Consider the following 16,986-nt stretch of genomic DNA (forward strand, 5'->3'; position numbering starts at 1 on the left):
CTAAGTTTTCGTAAGTCGTAGCCCCTTTATACGAAACCCTCTATATTAAGAAAAAGTCTTTAAATATGTACCTCACTCTGTAATACACACAGTTGTAAACAATTCAACATCCTTTTCATATCACGTTCTTTATAATGATTCAGGCATGCAATTTGGATCCAGTTATTATTTTGTAAGTACGCTGATTCATAATGGACGATATATCCTTGTAACGCTAACGCATCACCGACCGCTTTAGAAGAAAGATCTCCATTTAATTGAATCGTAAGTATAATTGGTGCGGCATGTTCTTTAGGTGAAACAAGTTTTAAGCCTATACTAGTAATAGCTTCTTCCATATAATCATATGTCTCTTTAATTTTTACAAATGCTTTTTCATCTTCAAATCTCTTCAACGCTTCTTGCAATGCATAAATTAAATTCCATGAATGTGAATATGGAATACTTTCATTTTCTTCATACATACCAATGTCCATATAGGCCGGTAAAGTCTCGTTTACTTTCACATTATGATTATGAAAAACGAAAGATAATCCAGTAAACGATTTAATTGCCTTTCCGCTAACGCCGCTCGCAAAATATACACTCTTTAAATCTATCGGTATCGCTCCAATTGAGCTAATACAATCTACACATAGTTTCACTTTATACTTTTCACATAATGCATTTAACTCGTCTAAATCATTTAACATTCCGGTAGATGTTTCATGGTGAACAAACCAAAGCCACTCATAATTTCCAGCTTCCATTATTTGTTCTAATTCTGTAGAAATAAATGGTTGTCCCATTTCCTTTTTATACGTATCAAAATGTAATTGCGCGCGTGTTGCGTGTCTAACTAATCTATTGCCAAATTCCCCATTCGTTAATACTAGTCCATTTCCTTTTAAAGAGCGTAACTGTAAAGCAATGGCATCATTTGCTAACGTCCCTGTTCCTAACATGATTTGCACACGTTTTGCTTTTGTCATTTGTAGTAAACGTTTTTTTACATTTTCCATCGTCACATGAAATGACTTAGAACGATGTGAAATCGGCTTAGTAGAAAAAGCCTTTCGAACATTCTCTTCAATATCTACTGGACCAGGTAAAAATGTATATTCTTTCGTCATAATCCCCCCAACACTCGACTCTTCAAACATAGCAGGAGTAACATACATTGGCTGAAAGGCTGCTTCTTCTGTACCAACTAACGTATGGAAAGATTTGAACCCCATTTGCTCATATAAAGGTAGTTCACGTGTTGTCGCAGAAATGAGTGCCAATTCATATCCGTTTAGAAGCAAATAACGATGTAAAAAGCGAATTAATCCTAACAATGCTCTTCCATTTCGATATTCACGTTCTACTGAAAGTAAACGAATTTCATACATGTTTTCTCCATGTTCTTGCAAATAAAAATCTAAATTTGAAATTTTATAATCTAACGAGAATGGTCGTTTTCCTCGCAATGCAACCATACCTACTAACTTATCTTCATCTAAACAAATTAAATATGTATTTTCATCATGAAACCGATCTATACGAACACGATCTTTCGTTTCTTCATGTTGCGGAATTTCTTCTACAAATGTTTTATAATTCAATTTATGTATACGTTCAAATTCCCAATCTTGATCAGCAACTTTATAAATTAACCCCATGCCTTATCTCCTTTATGTGTTTGATAAAAATTATAAGTGGAGATTTCCTCCACTTATTAAAAGTTCGTTTCAGTCTCGATTTACATATAAAATAAGCACAATGATAAGAGCACTTAAAATAGTCGTAACAATAGAATAAGAATACAAAATCATGCAAACTGGTAAACAAGCAATTGTAATTAACCCTGGCTTAGTAAATCCTTTAAAGATTAAATAAAATATAATGAAAACAGCAACAAGGGTAAGCGCTATCAAGTAATCAAATGCGATTAATCCTCCAATAAAAGTTGATATGCCTTTTCCACCCTTGCCTTTAAATACAATTGGATAAATATGTCCAAGTAAAACAGCTAGTAAAGCTAACATTACAAATGTAGAATCTCCAAAAAGGTATTCTGCAATAGAAACTACGATTGCCCCTTTAATTGCATCACCTAAAAATGTAACGATAAAATACCCTTTTCCATATACACGTCCCATATTTCTTGCGCCGGGATTTCCGCTTCCTTCATTCCGAATATCAACGTCATGTCTCCATTTCGTTACTATATAAGCAGTCAATATGTTTCCAAATAAATAAGAAGCGACCAAATACAAAAACTGCATACTATTAATCATATAATCATTCACTTTCTACGTAGGAGTACTTATACAATATTCAAAAACTATGTATATTGTACTTTTTATCCACATCCCTTTATACATTTTAACATCATATATTTACAATTCATACAAAAATTCTCATACAGCTATTTTTTAAAATACATATTTTTCATTAAATAATATGTTCCTTTCACTGCTGGTTCGGATTGTAATACAAATGTAACTTCTCCTACACTTTTCTCACAGCATTTCTTAAATTCATCATATATTTCAGGAACGAAACGCAATATGCTGCCACTTACCGCAATTGAAACTAATAAATCAAGCTGCATCTTGTTATAAACATCTATCGTAATCCTTGCTAATTCCTTTCCAGCTTGCATCATAATTTCATGTGCAGCATCATTTCCATTTCTAGCTTCTCGAATAACGAATGGTGTGATTGCTGCAACTTTATCTTTTGAAGATCTATATACTAGCCTTTTTATATGAGACGCTGTCAAAAGTTGAAACTCGTCTTGAATTCTTATGCTTAATGGACAGAGTCTAATTCCTTGATCCAATTGATTTGCCATTCTCTTTAAAGCTTGTAATCCAATCCAATATCCGCTTCCTTCATCTCCTAAAATATGTCCCCATCCGCCGCTATACTCATACACTTCTCCTTTCTTTCCAATACAAATTGCACCTGTACCGCCAATCGTTAAAATTCCATCTTTGCCTTTTAAAGTAGCTGCATGTGCGATCATTGCGTCATTAAAAACTTCAATTTGTATTCCATACTTCTTTTTTAGACGTAATGTTAATTCATTTGTATTTACTCCGCTTATACCTGCTAATCCTAAACAAATACAAACGCAACGCTCTTTCACTACACTTTTCTGGCATTGATCAATTGCTTCCATAATATGCACAAGAGCTTCTTCAAAATCTATTAATATGTTCCCAAATCCACTAGTAGCTCTTACAAGTTCATTTCCGTCTTTATCAAATGCAATTGCTTCTGTCTTCGTTCCCCCGCCATCTATTCCAATCATATACTTCATATACGTTCTCCTCATTTTCTTCATATTGAAGGGTACGTTACATTCCCTAAAACTACAGATTTCTTTGCACCTGTTGCACTCGGCACGTTACTCGGATTACGATGATACGTTTCGTTTGCTAAAATGGCAAAGGCGATTGCTTCTTTCGCCTCTGAAGAATAGCCTATATCTTCTTGAATGAATATTGTACATTTTTCATCCTTCAATCCATACCGTATCATTTCAACAAGTGTGTCATTATAACTGCCGCCACCGCCTAAAATTACCTCATCAATTTCATAATATGGCAGAATAAACTCCTTATAATGATGAACAATTGAACTTGCTGTAAACATCGTGACAGTCGTTAATATATTTTCTTTACTATGCTTTTCATACCGCTTCAATAACTGACTTACAAACTCTTCACCAAACTGTTCTCTACCAGTTGATTTCGGTGGATTCATTTTCAAAAATGAATGATTCATACAATATGTCAAAATTTCATCTACAACTTCACCCTGTTCTGCAATTTTACCATTTTGATCATATGGCAACTGAAATAACCTTTGACATACTTCATCAATTATCATATTACCCGGACCAGTATCAAAAGCTATAACATTCTGATCACTTTTTTGACTTGGTATTACGGTAACATTACCAATCCCACCGATATTTTGTAGTAGTCTATTTTTAGTTGGATGACGATATAAAATAATCTCTGAATATGGTACAAGTGGTGCACCTTGTCCCCCAGCTGCCATGTCCATCGTTCGAAAATTAGAAATAACCGTCGTATTCGTTTCATATGCTATTACTGCAGGTTCCCCAATTTGCAATGTGGAAGATATCATATTACCTTCTGGCTTTGGCTGATGGTAAATCGTTTGTCCGTGAGAACCTATCAAATCTAATTGTTCCAAAGAAAAATTGGCCTCTTTACAAACTTCCTTTACGGCTTTAGCGAAACATAAACCTAACTTAAAATTCAAACTACATATGAGTTGGACATTTGAATTTTTTATTGATAATACTTGCTGAATCTCATTTTTTATATCATTACGAAATGGCACAGTAGTAAAATGGATGAGTTCAACTTTAGAACCTACACCGCTTCCTTCTATATGAACGAGTGCTACATCTATACCATCTAACGAAGTACCAGACATTACCCCTGCAACATACATAACATGTATGACCTCCTCTTTATTAAAAAACAATCATGTAAGTTACAAACGTACAGCCAATTGAAAATAATATAAATCTAAAAAACAACTGAGCTTTCGATGCAAACGATCCATCAATAAAAGAAACAACTATTGTAAGCAAAATGCTTGCCGCAATGCTTGTAACGAGCCATATACTATACATTTGTGATAAATGTAGCATTCTTAATAAAGGCACAAAAAGTAAATTCGCACATATCACTCCAAATAATAATAAAAATACACCTTTATAACTAAATTTTATATTCATTCCATTTCATCCTCTCTGGACTTCATGTGAAAGAAGTGATAGGCAAAATACCTATCACTCATAAATTAAAGCATAAAGATTATGGATTAACAGATTCCCCTTCACCATTCTTCTCAATTTCAAGCATATTTTTGTCGTACATTTTAAAGAATGGTAAATATATAAGGAACGATATTGCTATATTTATAAAAACTAATACAATCGCACGCCAATCCCCACCTGTTGCTAAATAAGCACCAATTGGAGCAGGTAATGTCCACGGTGGCATAATATGCGTTGGTGTTACAAATCCCATTGCAGTTGCAGAATATGCAACAGTTGCCGTTACAAGTGGTGTAATGATAAATGGGATAATTAAAATTGGATTTAGTACAATCGGTAATCCGAATATGACTGGCTCATTTATATTAAAAATCCCCGGAACAATACAAGTTCTTGATAATGCTTTCGAATATTTTGATCGACCAAATACAATCATAGCTAATACAAGCCCTAATGTCGCACCAGAACCACCAATCCATATAAACCATTGATATAACGGCTCTGGTGAAATAAATGGCAATTGATCTGCTCCACTAGCAACAGCTTCTCCATTTTTCCCTAGGTATACTTCCCATAATGGCCGAGCAACAGTTCCAACAACCGACACACCATGGATTCCGAATGACCAAAAAAACGTAATTAAAAACACTGGAATCATTACACCAAAGTAACTATCCCCAGCTTTTACTAATGGTGCTGCTAATTTATCAACAACATGGTGTAAATCAATGCTAAAAACGACAGTTACTAGACTCATAATAATAATAACGAATGCAGCAGGTATAAGTGCTTCAAATGAACGCGACACAGATGGCGGTACTTGTTCTGGCATTTTAATCATTACATTTTTCTTCTTACAAAACCTTAAAATCTCTACGGATAAAATAGAAACAATCATCGTCACGAATAATCCATGACCTCCGAGATTTGTCATCGGAAGCATAAATCCTTTTTTATCAATTAATTCAGGAGTTAATGTTAATAGCAGTGAACATACTGCAAGCTGTGCTCCTGATAAAGCATCTAGTTTATAACTTTTCGCCAAATTATATCCTATTCCAAATGCTATATATAAAGACATAATAAACATAGTTAACCGATATGGTATTAATATACTTGTTTGATTCTTTAATGCCCAAACGGATATGAAGCTATCTTTCGGTAATGGTGGAAATGCTACGATTAAAAAGAAACTTCCTACGATGATAAACGGTAATGCTGAAATAACTCCATCACGGATTGCTTGTAAATGTCTCTGTTCAGAAAGTCTTGCCATCGGTCCAGATAAGTTTTTATCAAGAAACGTGACAAACTTATTCATAACGGTTCCCCCTAACGAATTAAATCATTTACAGTCTTTAATAAAGTCGGTCCACCAAGAGGCGTATATGCTTGCGGCGGTATAATACCGCACGGGATAGCTTCCTCTTCTGCGAATTTTTTAACAGAATCAAATCGATGTCTAACTTGAGGTGCAACCATTACAACGTCCCAGCCATTCTTTACTTCTTCCTCTACCTCATTTGTTCCAATCGCATGCACTTCCATGTTCATACCCTTTTTCTCCGCCTCTTTTTTTAAAGCGTTTACAACAATTGCACTGGACATTCCTCCAGAACAAACGAACAAAACCTTCATTTATGAATCCTCCTATACTTATAATTTACTACCCTTCAAATGAAAGGAAGTTTCACTTTACTAACAAGCATATGAAGAAGTAAAAGAATTTAGTTATACTGAAAGTAAATTTCATTAAAAATATTTTTCCTATTAAATTAATGTTTCAATATACAATTTTCTCTATTGCAAGGCCAACCTTGCCTCGTATATTATCTTAGATAATCATATGATAGGGAGGCGTATACATGATCGTTAAACGTTTATTTATGATATGTTGCATCGTCATCTTGTTCATCCCTTTCTCTTTCATTTCCCCTCACTTTACTTATGCTGAAGTAACTACTACGTACAAAAAACACGAATTACGTGCTGTATGGATTGCATCTGTTCTTAATATTGATTGGCCCTCAAAAACTGGTTTACCAATTGAAAATCAAAAACAAGAATTTATTAAATTATTAGACGATGTAAAAAACACTGGTATGAATGCAGTCATTGTACAAATAAAACCAACTGCTGATGCCTTTTATCCTTCCAATTACGGCCCTTGGTCTGAATATATTACCGGTACACAAGGAAAAGATCCCGGATACGACCCACTAGCATTTATGATTGAAGAAGCACATAAAAGAAATATAGAATTCCACGCATGGATTAATCCATACCGAATAACGATGAATCACACTGATATAAATCGATTATCAAATAATCACCCTGCAAGACAGCACCCGGATTGGGTTGTACCTTATGGCGGAAAATTATATTACAACCCCGGTATTCCAGAAGTAAAAAAGTTTATAACTGAAGGTGCTTTAGAAATCGTACAAAATTACGATGTTGATGCATTACATATGGATGATTATTTTTATCCATATAAAGTGGCGGGTGAACAATTCCCCGATCAAAAAACGTACGAATTATATAATAACGGTAGATTTACAAATATAGAAGATTGGCGACGTGACAATGTAAATGAACTTGTAAGAGATTTAAATACTGCTATTAAACAAGAAAAGTCATATGTGAAATTTGGCATTAGCCCATTTGGCGTATGGCGAAATATAGCTGATGATCCGACTGGCTCTAACACAACTGCCGGCCAAAGAAACTTTGATGATCTTTATGCTGATACACGTGAGTGGATACAAAAAGGTTACATTGACTACATCACACCGCAAATATATTGGAATATAGGTTTCACTCCTGCTGCGTATGACATATTAGTAGATTGGTGGGTAAAAGAAACAAATAATAAACCGATCCACCTATACATTGGTCAGGCAGCCTATAAAATTAATAATAATTCTGTCCCCGCTTGGTCTGATCCTGAAGAATATCCAAGACAGATTGCATTAAACCGGCTATTCCCTCAAATTAAAGGTAGTATGCATTTTAGCTTAAAAGACATTAATAATAATCCACTTGGAGTGAAAGATAGACTCTCAAAAGACATATATAAACATCCTGCATTAGTCCCACCTATGCCTTGGCTTGATCATGAACCACCAAAACAACCTACTTTAAAAGGTGCCATTCCAAGAGATGAAGGGGTTGCTGTAGGTATCATTGATAATAGAGAGAATGATTCTGCTTATTACGCTATTTACCGCGTGAATGGAAAAAGTGAAGTGGATATACAAAATCCGAAAAATTTACTTACTACTGTAAGAAAGACAAAGCCTGGAGAAATTTATGTAGATAAAACGGCTATTCCTGGAGAAACATATACGTATGTAGTAACTGCGGTTGATCGATTGCATAATGAAAGTGTTGCTTCTAGTAAGGCCATTGTAAAAGCAAAATAGTATACAACAAAAAACTACCTATTCATAAAAGAATAGGTAGTTTTCATACTATCATTTAAATACTAAACTACATAATTTCTTTTAATAAAGTGTTAGCACTTTTAAGTATTTCTCCGCCATCATTCATTAAATTCGTAGCTTTTTGCATTTTATTTGTGTTTCCTTCATCTAAAGCTTCTGGAGTTAATTTCGCAGATTGATTAAATTTCTCTAAAGCCTGCATATATAAACTATTAACTTCTTTAAATTTATCAGGCACCTGAACATTCGGTGGATTTTCAGTTACATCTTGTAACATGATTAAGCTAGCAGCTAATTTAATCGTCCATTCTTCATTCCCGATCTTATTATTAATTAATAGATTCCCCGTCTGATTTAAAGAATCTGTAAGCTTTTTACTATGAGTAGCATATGCTGATCTATAATTTGATTCCAACACTTTTTGTTGTGTTTCTGCCTTGCGTGCCTCCGCTTCAGCTTTCTTTTTCACTTCCTCTTCTTGCTTACGTTGCTCTTCTTCTGCTTTTTTCTTTGCTTCCTCTTCTTGCTTACGTTGCTCTTCTTCTGCCTTTTTCTTTGCTTCCTCTGCTTTTAACCTATCTGTTTCTTCCTTTTGTTTAATCTTCTTTTCTTCCTCTGCTTTTTCGGCTGCTTCTTTTTCAGCTTTTTCTTTTTCCTTTGCCTCAACTGCTAATTTTTTCTCTTGTTCTTTTTTCGTCTTTTCAGCATTTTTTTCTTCTTCTAGTTTTTCTTTTTCCGATTTCTTTTCCTCTTCTTTTTTAGCTGCTAATTGCTTCTTTTCTTCTGCTTTCTTATCCATTTCAGCTTGTTGTTCCGCAGTTATTGGATAAAAGATATGACTTAAGGTTAATGAAACTATAAATACCGATAAACATGAACCAAAAATAATAGCAAATTTTTTCAAGCGTGAACGATATTTCTTTATAACTAACGTCCCTATCATCCCAATAAAAAACACTATTGCTCCAATTAAAGCAATCATCCCAATAAACATTAACAAAGTATCCACTATTTAAATATACTCCTCTACCTATGTATTTCATAAGATCCAAACTAGTTATCTATACATGTTTTTTGGATATTTTTATATAAAAACACTTGCTTTTGGAATCTTACATTTTCAACATTTGTCAGTATAGCAATAATAATATCATAATAAAAGCTTTTTACTTACTTATTAATACTTCAACTAATTCCGCAATTTCTGATTAAACTATAATTTTTATCAAAATAAAAAGAGATCCCTCAAAAAAGCTATATTTATCAGCTTTTTTAAGGAAATCTCTCTTACTTATTTTTAAACTTCTCTGTCGCTGCTCTCATCTTCACATTCAAATCGTGATCAATCGAGTCACGAATATCTCGCTCTACTTCTTCCATTTCTTTTTGGAAATTTTGCAAGTAGATTTTTAACTCTTCTTCTTTTTCTGGTCGTTGTGAAGGTGGTAATTGTACGACTAACGATAGCATCGCCGTTAAATCTTTCATTAAGAACGTTTCAAGTTTATGTTGCTGTTCAAACATACGCTGCTCTTGATAATATGGCAAAGCATTTAATACTGAAATTGTAATATCATCAACCGTTCGTTGTAATGAAGGATTTATTGAGCGTTTATACGCTTGAATTGTATTTAATGCATCTGGATATCGATCATAAAAATACAATTTATAAAACGATAAATCTGTCGGTTTTACTGTTTGCTGCGTTTCTTGTCTTAAAAAATCTTTTACTTTCATCGCTGCTACATCAATATCTTCATTAGTAAGCTTTTTCGTCGTTTTTGCCATTACATGTACTTTTTTCTGTTTTTCTTTCGGTAACATTGAGAATACTTGCTCTCTCGTACGTTGACCCGATGCACAGAAAAGCGTGTTTAATATATGTTGTTCTTTCTTTCCTTCCGTACGAATCCAACGATAAAAGAGTGGATGTTGTGTAAATTCTTGTAGAAACGGTAATGATTTATTCGATAACTTATCTAAAGAATCGTGTGCTCTTTTATATGGCTTCGTCCACGAAAAATACAGTTTACGTCCGAAATATACAACTAAAACAACGACAGTAAATGCGATTAAAAACAATGTACCGAGTAGTAATAATACAGTTTGAATAAAACTCATTTTTTCACCTCCTCTAAAAGTCTGCTATTTTCTTGGGCGCTGAATGAGTTTTTGTTTCATTTCATCATTAAATGTGTCTAGTTCAATAACAAACTTCTTACTTGACTCGATAATACGTTCTGACGATTTTTCAGAAGCTTCAATTGCAGCGAATACGTTTTGGAATGATTCACGTAATTTATCCATGCTAATTGCAGGATTTTCAAGTAATTTCGTTGTTTCTTCTGTATTTTGTTTTAATGCCTGAGAATTACTTAATACCATAGACTCAATTGCTTCATTTGTTGCATTCACTGCATCAATTGTTTTACGTTGATTTGTTAATGCTAACTGGATAGCAGCAGAAACTGTTACAACGTTTTGCGTCATCGTAATTGCATTACGAATTGCCTCTGTTAACTTTTCATTATTTTTCTTAATAATGTCTACAGATGCAATGGATTGTAATAACACACTTTTCGCTTGCTGCATATTGCGCGTACGCACTAAAATCTTTTCTAATGCATCATTAATTAATGGAATATCCCTTTGACGTTCTGGATTTTGTTTCTCAGCTTCCAGCATGCCAGCAAGTTTTTTCCCTAAGTATACTTGCTTATCAAGCGCGTGAATTTTATCGTGTGATTGCTCTTTAAGCATTTCAAGACCAACTGTATCTTCTTGTAAATTATCACGACCAATTAGAAGTGATCTTATAATCTCCTCAATTTGCTTATCTATAGATTGATATTTATGCACGTATGTTTCAAGTGGATTTTTCTTGAATACTTTAAACATAATTTTCTTCATACCACTTGCTTTTAGTGAATTTGGATCAAGCTCTGATACTACTTTGCGTAATTCTAACAACGTATTTGGAATTTCTTCATTCTTTCCATTCATCATCGCTGTGACAGGACGTTTTAATGCTGATAGCGTTTGTCCTGCTGCTTGCTGTTCTTTATCCCCTAAATCTCCTAGCTGAGACAATACTTTCGATAAATCTGTATTTTGCTCGCTATTCAACTTTTGTACATAAAGATCGGCTTCTTTGTTTAATTCATCAAGTTCTTCATCTTTTATAACTGTATCAACTACTACTTCTACATTATTATCTTTCACAATTGATACGGGTTCTTTTTTCTCGAGTTCAGTCAACAAAATCGCTCCTTTATTTATATGTGCGAATTTATGTGCACTATATTTCATCTAATATATTGTATTTCATTTGCAAACAGCCTATATGAAATCAATTTTCAAGAAATACCTGCTTATGCAGTCATTCCCTGTTTCTTACTATAAGTATACCTGTAAACAACATAATTTTCCTCAGACTTAAGACCTAGAGACCGACATGCTGAAGGCGGATTCTTCGTATGTTACGTATATAAATTACGTCCTTCCCATACTACTGCACTCAATCTTTTGACATACACCCTTTTTCAATGTGATAATTATATTACGCTAAAATCTATTTCTTCTTACGCGCTACAAATGCACCATTTTGAAATGCCAATAATACTGTTTCAAACATTTCATCTTCTTCAATCATTTTTATAAACTCAACTAATTCACTCGCATGAGAAGTAGCATTATCGACAACAAGAAGACCTTTTGGTTGTAAAATGCGTTTTATATGCTCCAGCCACCACATGTATTGCGTACGCTCTGAATCTAGGAAAATAAAATCAAATGAATGATCTAGTTGTGAATCTAAAAATGCCCCTGCTTCTTGATTGTGAACATCAATCCTTTGTAAAAGATTTGCCTTTTCAAAATTGGCAAGTGCCTCTCCCACTCGTTCTGAAGAAAGTTCTACAGTTGTTACATTTCCATTTGTTTCTTCTACTGCATTAGCTAACCACAATGTAGAATAACCATTAGAAGTTCCAATTTCCAAAATGTTTTTTGCACTACACCCTTTTACTAAAATTGATAAAAATTGCCCCATCTCACGAGAAATATTCCGTAATTTTTCTTCCCGTGTTTTTTTATTTCGATCATGCTCTTCTCCATATTGTTCAAGTTGAAATAATAATGAATCTAACGTATCCATTCTTTTCATCGCCTTTCCACAGCAATATGATGAAAAAGCTCTCGTTGCCCGTCTACTTTCATTATATGCGAAACGAAAACCTTTTTCTCGTTATATGATAAAGATTTGAAATTTTTTATAGCATATTGTTTCGTTTTTTGGTAAAGTTAATTTCTACGTGCAATTATTCCATTCATACTATTTTTAATTCAATTGCAGTTGTTAAATCATATAACCCTCATTTAAATGAATCGGTATTTCAAATTCAATTAAGCGCCCTTTCCGGACGCATTTTCTTTTGTTTATATATTTTTAGAAGAAAGGATGCTTATAATGAACGTGATTAGCTTAGATGCCGCTCGAAAGCGAAAGCAGCATAAAAAATTAATGATTACTATACCGATTATTTCACGTATTTATGAAGAAGACGGGGAAATTAAATTTGAGGTAGCTGGCGAAAAAGACGTACCTCTTGAAATGTTAGAGAAATAATGAAAAAGACGCACTTCTAAAGAAATGCGTCTTTTTTTATACTATTATATTTAAGCGTATAAGTTTTTCCGGATTAACCATCATATAAAATAATGAATGATACAATTGTGAATAACAGTTTATTAACTACAGATCCAATTGCGTTCCAAAATCTAGTATCGTATGAACTATTTGAAAATACCATAACGGCTTATACTTCAGATTTACACCCTATTTATTTACCAGATGGTGCTACAATTAGTGATTTTACTTTCTCTGCATTTCCAAACATTGCACATAACATGAAAAAAGCAAAATAAATGGTATACCTGTTCCACTTAAAAAAGGTATCTCATTTTGATGTCATAGAAATCCATTTTGATTTAAAACAAAACTTGGTATTAGAGTGACCCAATTATGCCAATACCGCTAAAGCACAATTAATTATTCAGCAAAAAATATCTTAAATAACCCATATTTCGTATGGAATAGGCAAATTTATTATGATACCAACAACTGCACATAACAAACACTAGACACATATCCTAATTTTGTAACCTTACTTACTAATAGAAAGGCGGGTAATACAAATGACCTCTAATATCGATTACACTTCCCCCTCAACTAACTTCACTCATGATTTAAATAGAAGTAATTTTTTTCAGAAAGATGCTCAAAATTATATAAACGTACTTGGCGTGAATCAATTAAATACGTTAGAAAATACTTCTTTATTAGATATCTATTTAAGTACAGGAAATGTTGTAGAGCCGCACATACATCAAAATGCAGCTGAACTTGTTTACTGTATTTCAGGATCTGCTGTTGTTTCTTTACTGAATCCTTTTACAAATCAAATATTAAACTTACCGATAAAACCAGGGCAAGTTGCCAACATTCCAAAAGCTTGGTGGCATTATGAAATTGCGACAGCAGATGGTACCCATTTATTAGCTATTTTCGACGCCCCAACGCCAGAAGTTATTTTTGGTTCTGATATTTTACGATTAACTCCTGCTAATATAATGGCTCATACTTACTGTCTCGATGAACAACAATGGAAACAAGCGGTATCCCCTATTCAATCCACTACAGTAATTGGCCCTCCAGCAAATTGTAATAAAAACCGCGGAACGACAAACCCTGCAACTCAACCTCCTAATCTACAACAAGATTTATATTACCAAGATTCATACTATTTCCCTCTTTACTGGGGATATTAATTTATATCATTAATAGACAATTATTTATCTCCTCGGAAAATACGTAGGAGATTTTTTATTGAATAATCCTCATTCCTATTTATTATCGTAACAATTAATAGAGTTCATACATATAATATTTATATATTTAATTGGAGGTGATAGTACTATGAGTAATTATAATTACCGAAAAAACTACTCTCATAATAAAAATAGTAGTTCATCAGCATCCTCTCAGTCTTCGAATTCTCAATCTTCCAATTCCCAATCGCAAAGAGATTTAACCAATCAAGGCTATGTAAAGAAAAAAGGATGTAACTGTAATAAAAACAAATAGTTATTTTGGCAATGAAATTTCATCACTCACAATAAACTGTTTACTCCCCTAGTATAAGGCTGAATTCTATTTTTAATAGAGTTCAGCCGTTCTTATGTATGTGGAATATTGAAAGCTCATTAACTTATTTCATAAAATTATAAAGCATATTTGTTCAATTGATTTATTACCCATTTCCCGCAAAAAAATATAGCCCTTCCTAATAAAATTAGGAAGGGCTATATACAAATGTCAGTTCAAATTTCAAACAGACATTGTTACAAGTTAGACGATATTAATACCTGCACTTACAAATCCAGCTACTGCTGCTATTGGACTAGCTGCTGTTAAGGAAACATATACTAATATTTTATCCCCAGCTGCTACTGGAATAGCTTCAGGTATGATCCCTGATGCTGTAGAACCAATTGCTATCGTAGCAAATGCTGGTGTTAATAATAATGGTGCGCCTTGTACTGTAAACGTATTACTTGCTGCAGGTGCAATTAATATTTGTATCTGTACTTGAACAGGTGCTAATGGAGCTAATGCAGCTGTTGCACTAAAGAAGCCTGCTAACGACGTAATAGTTCCTGCACGTGGTGCTACAAATGCATAATCACCTACACCTAATGCTAATGTGATATCAGTTCCACCTGTTAATGCTGCGCCAGGCTGACTAAATCCAAATCCAAGGAGGGTTCCTGTATTAGCTACTGCCGCGTTAACTAGCGCAGCTGGTGTTGTACCTGAAGCGAATGGAATAATAGCTCCGCCACCTGTTGCACCAGTTGAACCTGTTGCTCCTGTCGGGCCTGTTGCTCCCGTTGGGCCTGTTGCTCCTGTCGGGCCTGTTGCTCCCGTTGCTCCCGTTGGACCTGTTGCTCCTGCTAGACCTGTGTCTCCCGTTGGACCTGTTGGGCCTGTCGGGCCTGTTGCTCCTGTCGGGCCTGTTGCTCCTGTTGCTCCTGTTGCTCCTGTTGCTCCCGTTGCTCCTGCTAGACCTGTGTCTCCCGTTGGACCTGTTGGGCCTGCTGCTCCTGTTGCTCCTGTTGGACCTGTTGCTCCCGTTGCTCCTGCTAGACCTGTGTCTCCCGTTGGACCTGTTGGGCCTGCTGCTCCCGTTGCTCCTGTTGGGCCTGTTGCTCCCGTTGCTCCTGTTGCTCCTGTTGCTCCTGTTGCTCCTGTTGCTCCTCCTCCAGTCCCTGCTGGACCCGTTGCTCCTGTCGCTCCTGTTGCTCCTGTTGCTCCTGTTGGACCTGTTGCCCCTCCTCCTGGAGTAGCCCCAATTAATTGAGTTAATAAATTTAATAGAAGTTGTAAACTTGCAGGATCAATAATTAAAGAGAAGAAGAATGGTGCAAGAGCACTGTAGAATTGTTGTAATAAAGATTGTAATTCACTTAAATTTGGATTAGGAGATTGTAGTAAATTAATGATACTTTGAATTAATTGTTTTAAATAATTACCTTCTGGAGATGGTGCTAATCCATTTAGTAAATTTAATAGCTGAGTAAACAAATTGAGTAAATTTAATCTGTTTGCATCACTTGGATTTGCAAAAAACGCTGCAATAGCCGATATTAAAGAATTTAGTAAAGTGATTAACTGTCCTAATTGAGTGCTAGTAATTGGAACAGTTTGTGGATTGTTACAACATTCTGGAGTGAAAACAATCGGATTATTGCAGTTGTTATGACCAAAACAATCATTATGTTTCATTTATTTCCTCCTTACTTGTCTTATAGTTGAGTGTTCTCCTATTATAAGTACAATAAAATTATGCAAAGATTTCATTTACTTAAAATAGGAAACATGAAATATAATTAAACTAAAAAACGCTATTTAATTATGTTCATGACTCACATATTAATTATATGTTTTTAATAATTGACTGCTTAGATTAAACACCTAAACTTAAGAGTTTATTTTATTTTTCCACGTTTACCTCTTAGGTCCAAAAGCACATTTTAATCTAAATATAAAAACTAAACATTAGCATGTAACCACCAAGTAACAATGCCACCTTTTCAGATAAAGTTAAACTTTAATCAGTGGGGGTTTTGTTCATCCCCACTGATTATCCGCCCTCACCAATCGGGCTTTTACGGGCAGTTGATCCCCCACCTAACTTCTTTTCTTCACCTGAATTTTGAGATGGGTCTTACTGCCCGTTAATGCGGGATAAATAACAACAATACCTTTACTAAAATTGTGTTCCTTCTATTATCATGAAGCCGTTTCTATTATCAAAAACTTTCATACAATATATTGGACAAGTTATCCCATACTTTGTTCAAAAAATAATTTAGGGAGTGAAAATTAATTGCCAATTATTCAACCATTTATGGCATCCAGAAGATTCACATCTACACTAGGAGCTGGAACCGGAACTGGTGCAGCTTTTGCAATTGCTGCTACAGCTTGTTTAAACGATGCTGGTACTACTGCAACTGCTTTTCCGACTTTTACGTATTATAACTTATATGTAAACGGCATTCTTCAACCTAGTGTGAACTCCAGTGTTACTACTGGACCTACTGGTGCTATTACAATTCCTGGCGGAGATGCATTAGACGGCGGAATTCCAATTACAATCGAATTTATCGTCACTTAGTTTTAAC

16 protein-coding genes and 1 pseudogene are annotated in these 16,986 nt (G+C 34.5%); 5 read left to right on the plus strand and 12 right to left on the minus strand.

From position 1 onward, the window contains the following. Window positions 1-59: 59 nt before the first annotated feature. From LMD38_RS14555 to LMD38_RS14585, 7 genes are all read right to left on the minus strand, one after another. Window positions 60-1,643: an aminotransferase class V-fold PLP-dependent enzyme gene (locus tag LMD38_RS14555; protein ID WP_062822449.1), complete on the minus strand. Its 1,584-nt coding sequence runs from the start codon at window positions 1,641-1,643 to the stop codon at window positions 60-62. A gap of 69 nt (window positions 1,644-1,712) precedes the next feature. Continuing rightward, complete coding sequence (plsY, locus tag LMD38_RS14560; RefSeq protein ID WP_000610849.1) at window positions 1,713-2,261, minus strand: glycerol-3-phosphate 1-O-acyltransferase PlsY; 549 nt, start codon at window positions 2,259-2,261, stop codon at window positions 1,713-1,715. A 131-nt stretch (window positions 2,262-2,392) separates the two neighbouring features. Continuing rightward, window positions 2,393-3,292 carry a BadF/BadG/BcrA/BcrD ATPase family protein gene (locus LMD38_RS14565; protein WP_061182752.1) on the minus strand — a complete coding sequence of 300 codons (900 nt, stop codon included), beginning with the start codon at window positions 3,290-3,292 and terminating at the stop codon, window positions 2,393-2,395. A gap of 20 nt (window positions 3,293-3,312) precedes the next feature. Next, window positions 3,313-4,461: an anhydro-N-acetylmuramic acid kinase AnmK gene (anmK, locus tag LMD38_RS14570; RefSeq protein WP_061182751.1), complete on the minus strand. Its 1,149-nt coding sequence runs from the start codon at window positions 4,459-4,461 to the stop codon at window positions 3,313-3,315. A 22-nt stretch (window positions 4,462-4,483) separates the two neighbouring features. Beyond that, window positions 4,484-4,750, minus strand: a complete 267-nt coding sequence (locus LMD38_RS14575) for a hypothetical protein (RefSeq protein WP_016717502.1) — start codon at window positions 4,748-4,750, stop codon at window positions 4,484-4,486. Between the two features lie 79 nt (window positions 4,751-4,829). Next, window positions 4,830-6,113 (minus strand): PTS sugar transporter subunit IIC, encoded by a 1,284-nt coding sequence (locus tag LMD38_RS14580; RefSeq protein WP_001032281.1) that lies wholly within the window; start codon window positions 6,111-6,113, stop codon window positions 4,830-4,832. An 11-nt stretch (window positions 6,114-6,124) separates the two neighbouring features. After that, the gene (locus LMD38_RS14585) at window positions 6,125-6,430 is read right to left on the minus strand and encodes a PTS sugar transporter subunit IIB (RefSeq protein ID WP_000865885.1); all 306 of its coding nucleotides are present in this window, start codon (window positions 6,428-6,430) and stop codon (window positions 6,125-6,127) included. Between the two features lie 227 nt (window positions 6,431-6,657). On the opposite strand from LMD38_RS14585, the gene LMD38_RS14590 reads away from it, so the two are divergent. Next, on the plus strand, window positions 6,658-8,217 hold the full coding sequence (locus LMD38_RS14590) for a glycoside hydrolase family 10-like protein (RefSeq protein WP_061182750.1): 1,560 nt from the start codon (window positions 6,658-6,660) through the stop codon (window positions 8,215-8,217). A gap of 67 nt (window positions 8,218-8,284) precedes the next feature. Here the strand turns inward: LMD38_RS14590 and LMD38_RS14595 are convergent, their stop codons facing one another. The 4 genes from LMD38_RS14595 to LMD38_RS14610 form a co-directional block, all read right to left on the minus strand. Then, complete coding sequence (locus tag LMD38_RS14595; RefSeq protein ID WP_227585512.1) at window positions 8,285-9,247, minus strand: hypothetical protein; 963 nt, start codon at window positions 9,245-9,247, stop codon at window positions 8,285-8,287. Window positions 9,248-9,525: 278 nt separating this feature from the next. Then, window positions 9,526-10,359: a DUF3974 domain-containing protein gene (locus LMD38_RS14600; protein ID WP_016717498.1), complete on the minus strand. Its 834-nt coding sequence runs from the start codon at window positions 10,357-10,359 to the stop codon at window positions 9,526-9,528. 24 nt (window positions 10,360-10,383) lie between these two features. After that, the gene (locus LMD38_RS14605) at window positions 10,384-11,496 is read right to left on the minus strand and encodes a toxic anion resistance protein (protein ID WP_000137402.1); all 1,113 of its coding nucleotides are present in this window, start codon (window positions 11,494-11,496) and stop codon (window positions 10,384-10,386) included. 313 nt (window positions 11,497-11,809) lie between these two features. Next, window positions 11,810-12,403 (minus strand): O-methyltransferase, encoded by a 594-nt coding sequence (locus LMD38_RS14610; RefSeq protein ID WP_029141122.1) that lies wholly within the window; start codon window positions 12,401-12,403, stop codon window positions 11,810-11,812. Window positions 12,404-12,706: 303 nt separating this feature from the next. Between LMD38_RS14610 and LMD38_RS14615 the strand changes: the two genes are divergently transcribed. The 3 genes and pseudogenes from LMD38_RS14615 to LMD38_RS14625 all read left to right on the plus strand — a co-directional run bounded on the left by LMD38_RS14615 (window position 12,707) and on the right by LMD38_RS14625 (window position 14,067). Then, on the plus strand, window positions 12,707-12,865 hold the full coding sequence (locus tag LMD38_RS14615) for a hypothetical protein (RefSeq protein WP_001100983.1): 159 nt from the start codon (window positions 12,707-12,709) through the stop codon (window positions 12,863-12,865). A gap of 80 nt (window positions 12,866-12,945) precedes the next feature. Further along, window positions 12,946-13,254, plus strand: a pseudogene (locus LMD38_RS28725) (HD domain-containing protein); the annotation flags it as partial. A gap of 180 nt (window positions 13,255-13,434) precedes the next feature. Continuing rightward, window positions 13,435-14,067 carry a cupin domain-containing protein gene (locus LMD38_RS14625; RefSeq protein ID WP_016717495.1) on the plus strand — a complete coding sequence of 211 codons (633 nt, stop codon included), beginning with the start codon at window positions 13,435-13,437 and terminating at the stop codon, window positions 14,065-14,067. Between the two features lie 580 nt (window positions 14,068-14,647). Here LMD38_RS14625 and LMD38_RS14630 read toward each other — a convergent pair. Then, window positions 14,648-16,084 carry an exosporium glycoprotein BclB-related protein gene (locus LMD38_RS14630; protein WP_228919790.1) on the minus strand — a complete coding sequence of 479 codons (1,437 nt, stop codon included), beginning with the start codon at window positions 16,082-16,084 and terminating at the stop codon, window positions 14,648-14,650. Between the two features lie 604 nt (window positions 16,085-16,688). Here LMD38_RS14630 and LMD38_RS14635 point away from each other — a divergent pair. Continuing rightward, window positions 16,689-16,979 carry a DUF4183 domain-containing protein gene (locus tag LMD38_RS14635; protein WP_001121647.1) on the plus strand — a complete coding sequence of 97 codons (291 nt, stop codon included), beginning with the start codon at window positions 16,689-16,691 and terminating at the stop codon, window positions 16,977-16,979. The last annotated feature ends 7 nt before the right edge of the window (window positions 16,980-16,986 follow it).

Origin of the sequence: Bacillus pacificus (genome assembly GCF_020861345.1) — a bacterium.
Classification (GTDB): Bacteria; Bacillota; Bacilli; order Bacillales; family Bacillaceae_G; genus Bacillus_A; species Bacillus_A pacificus.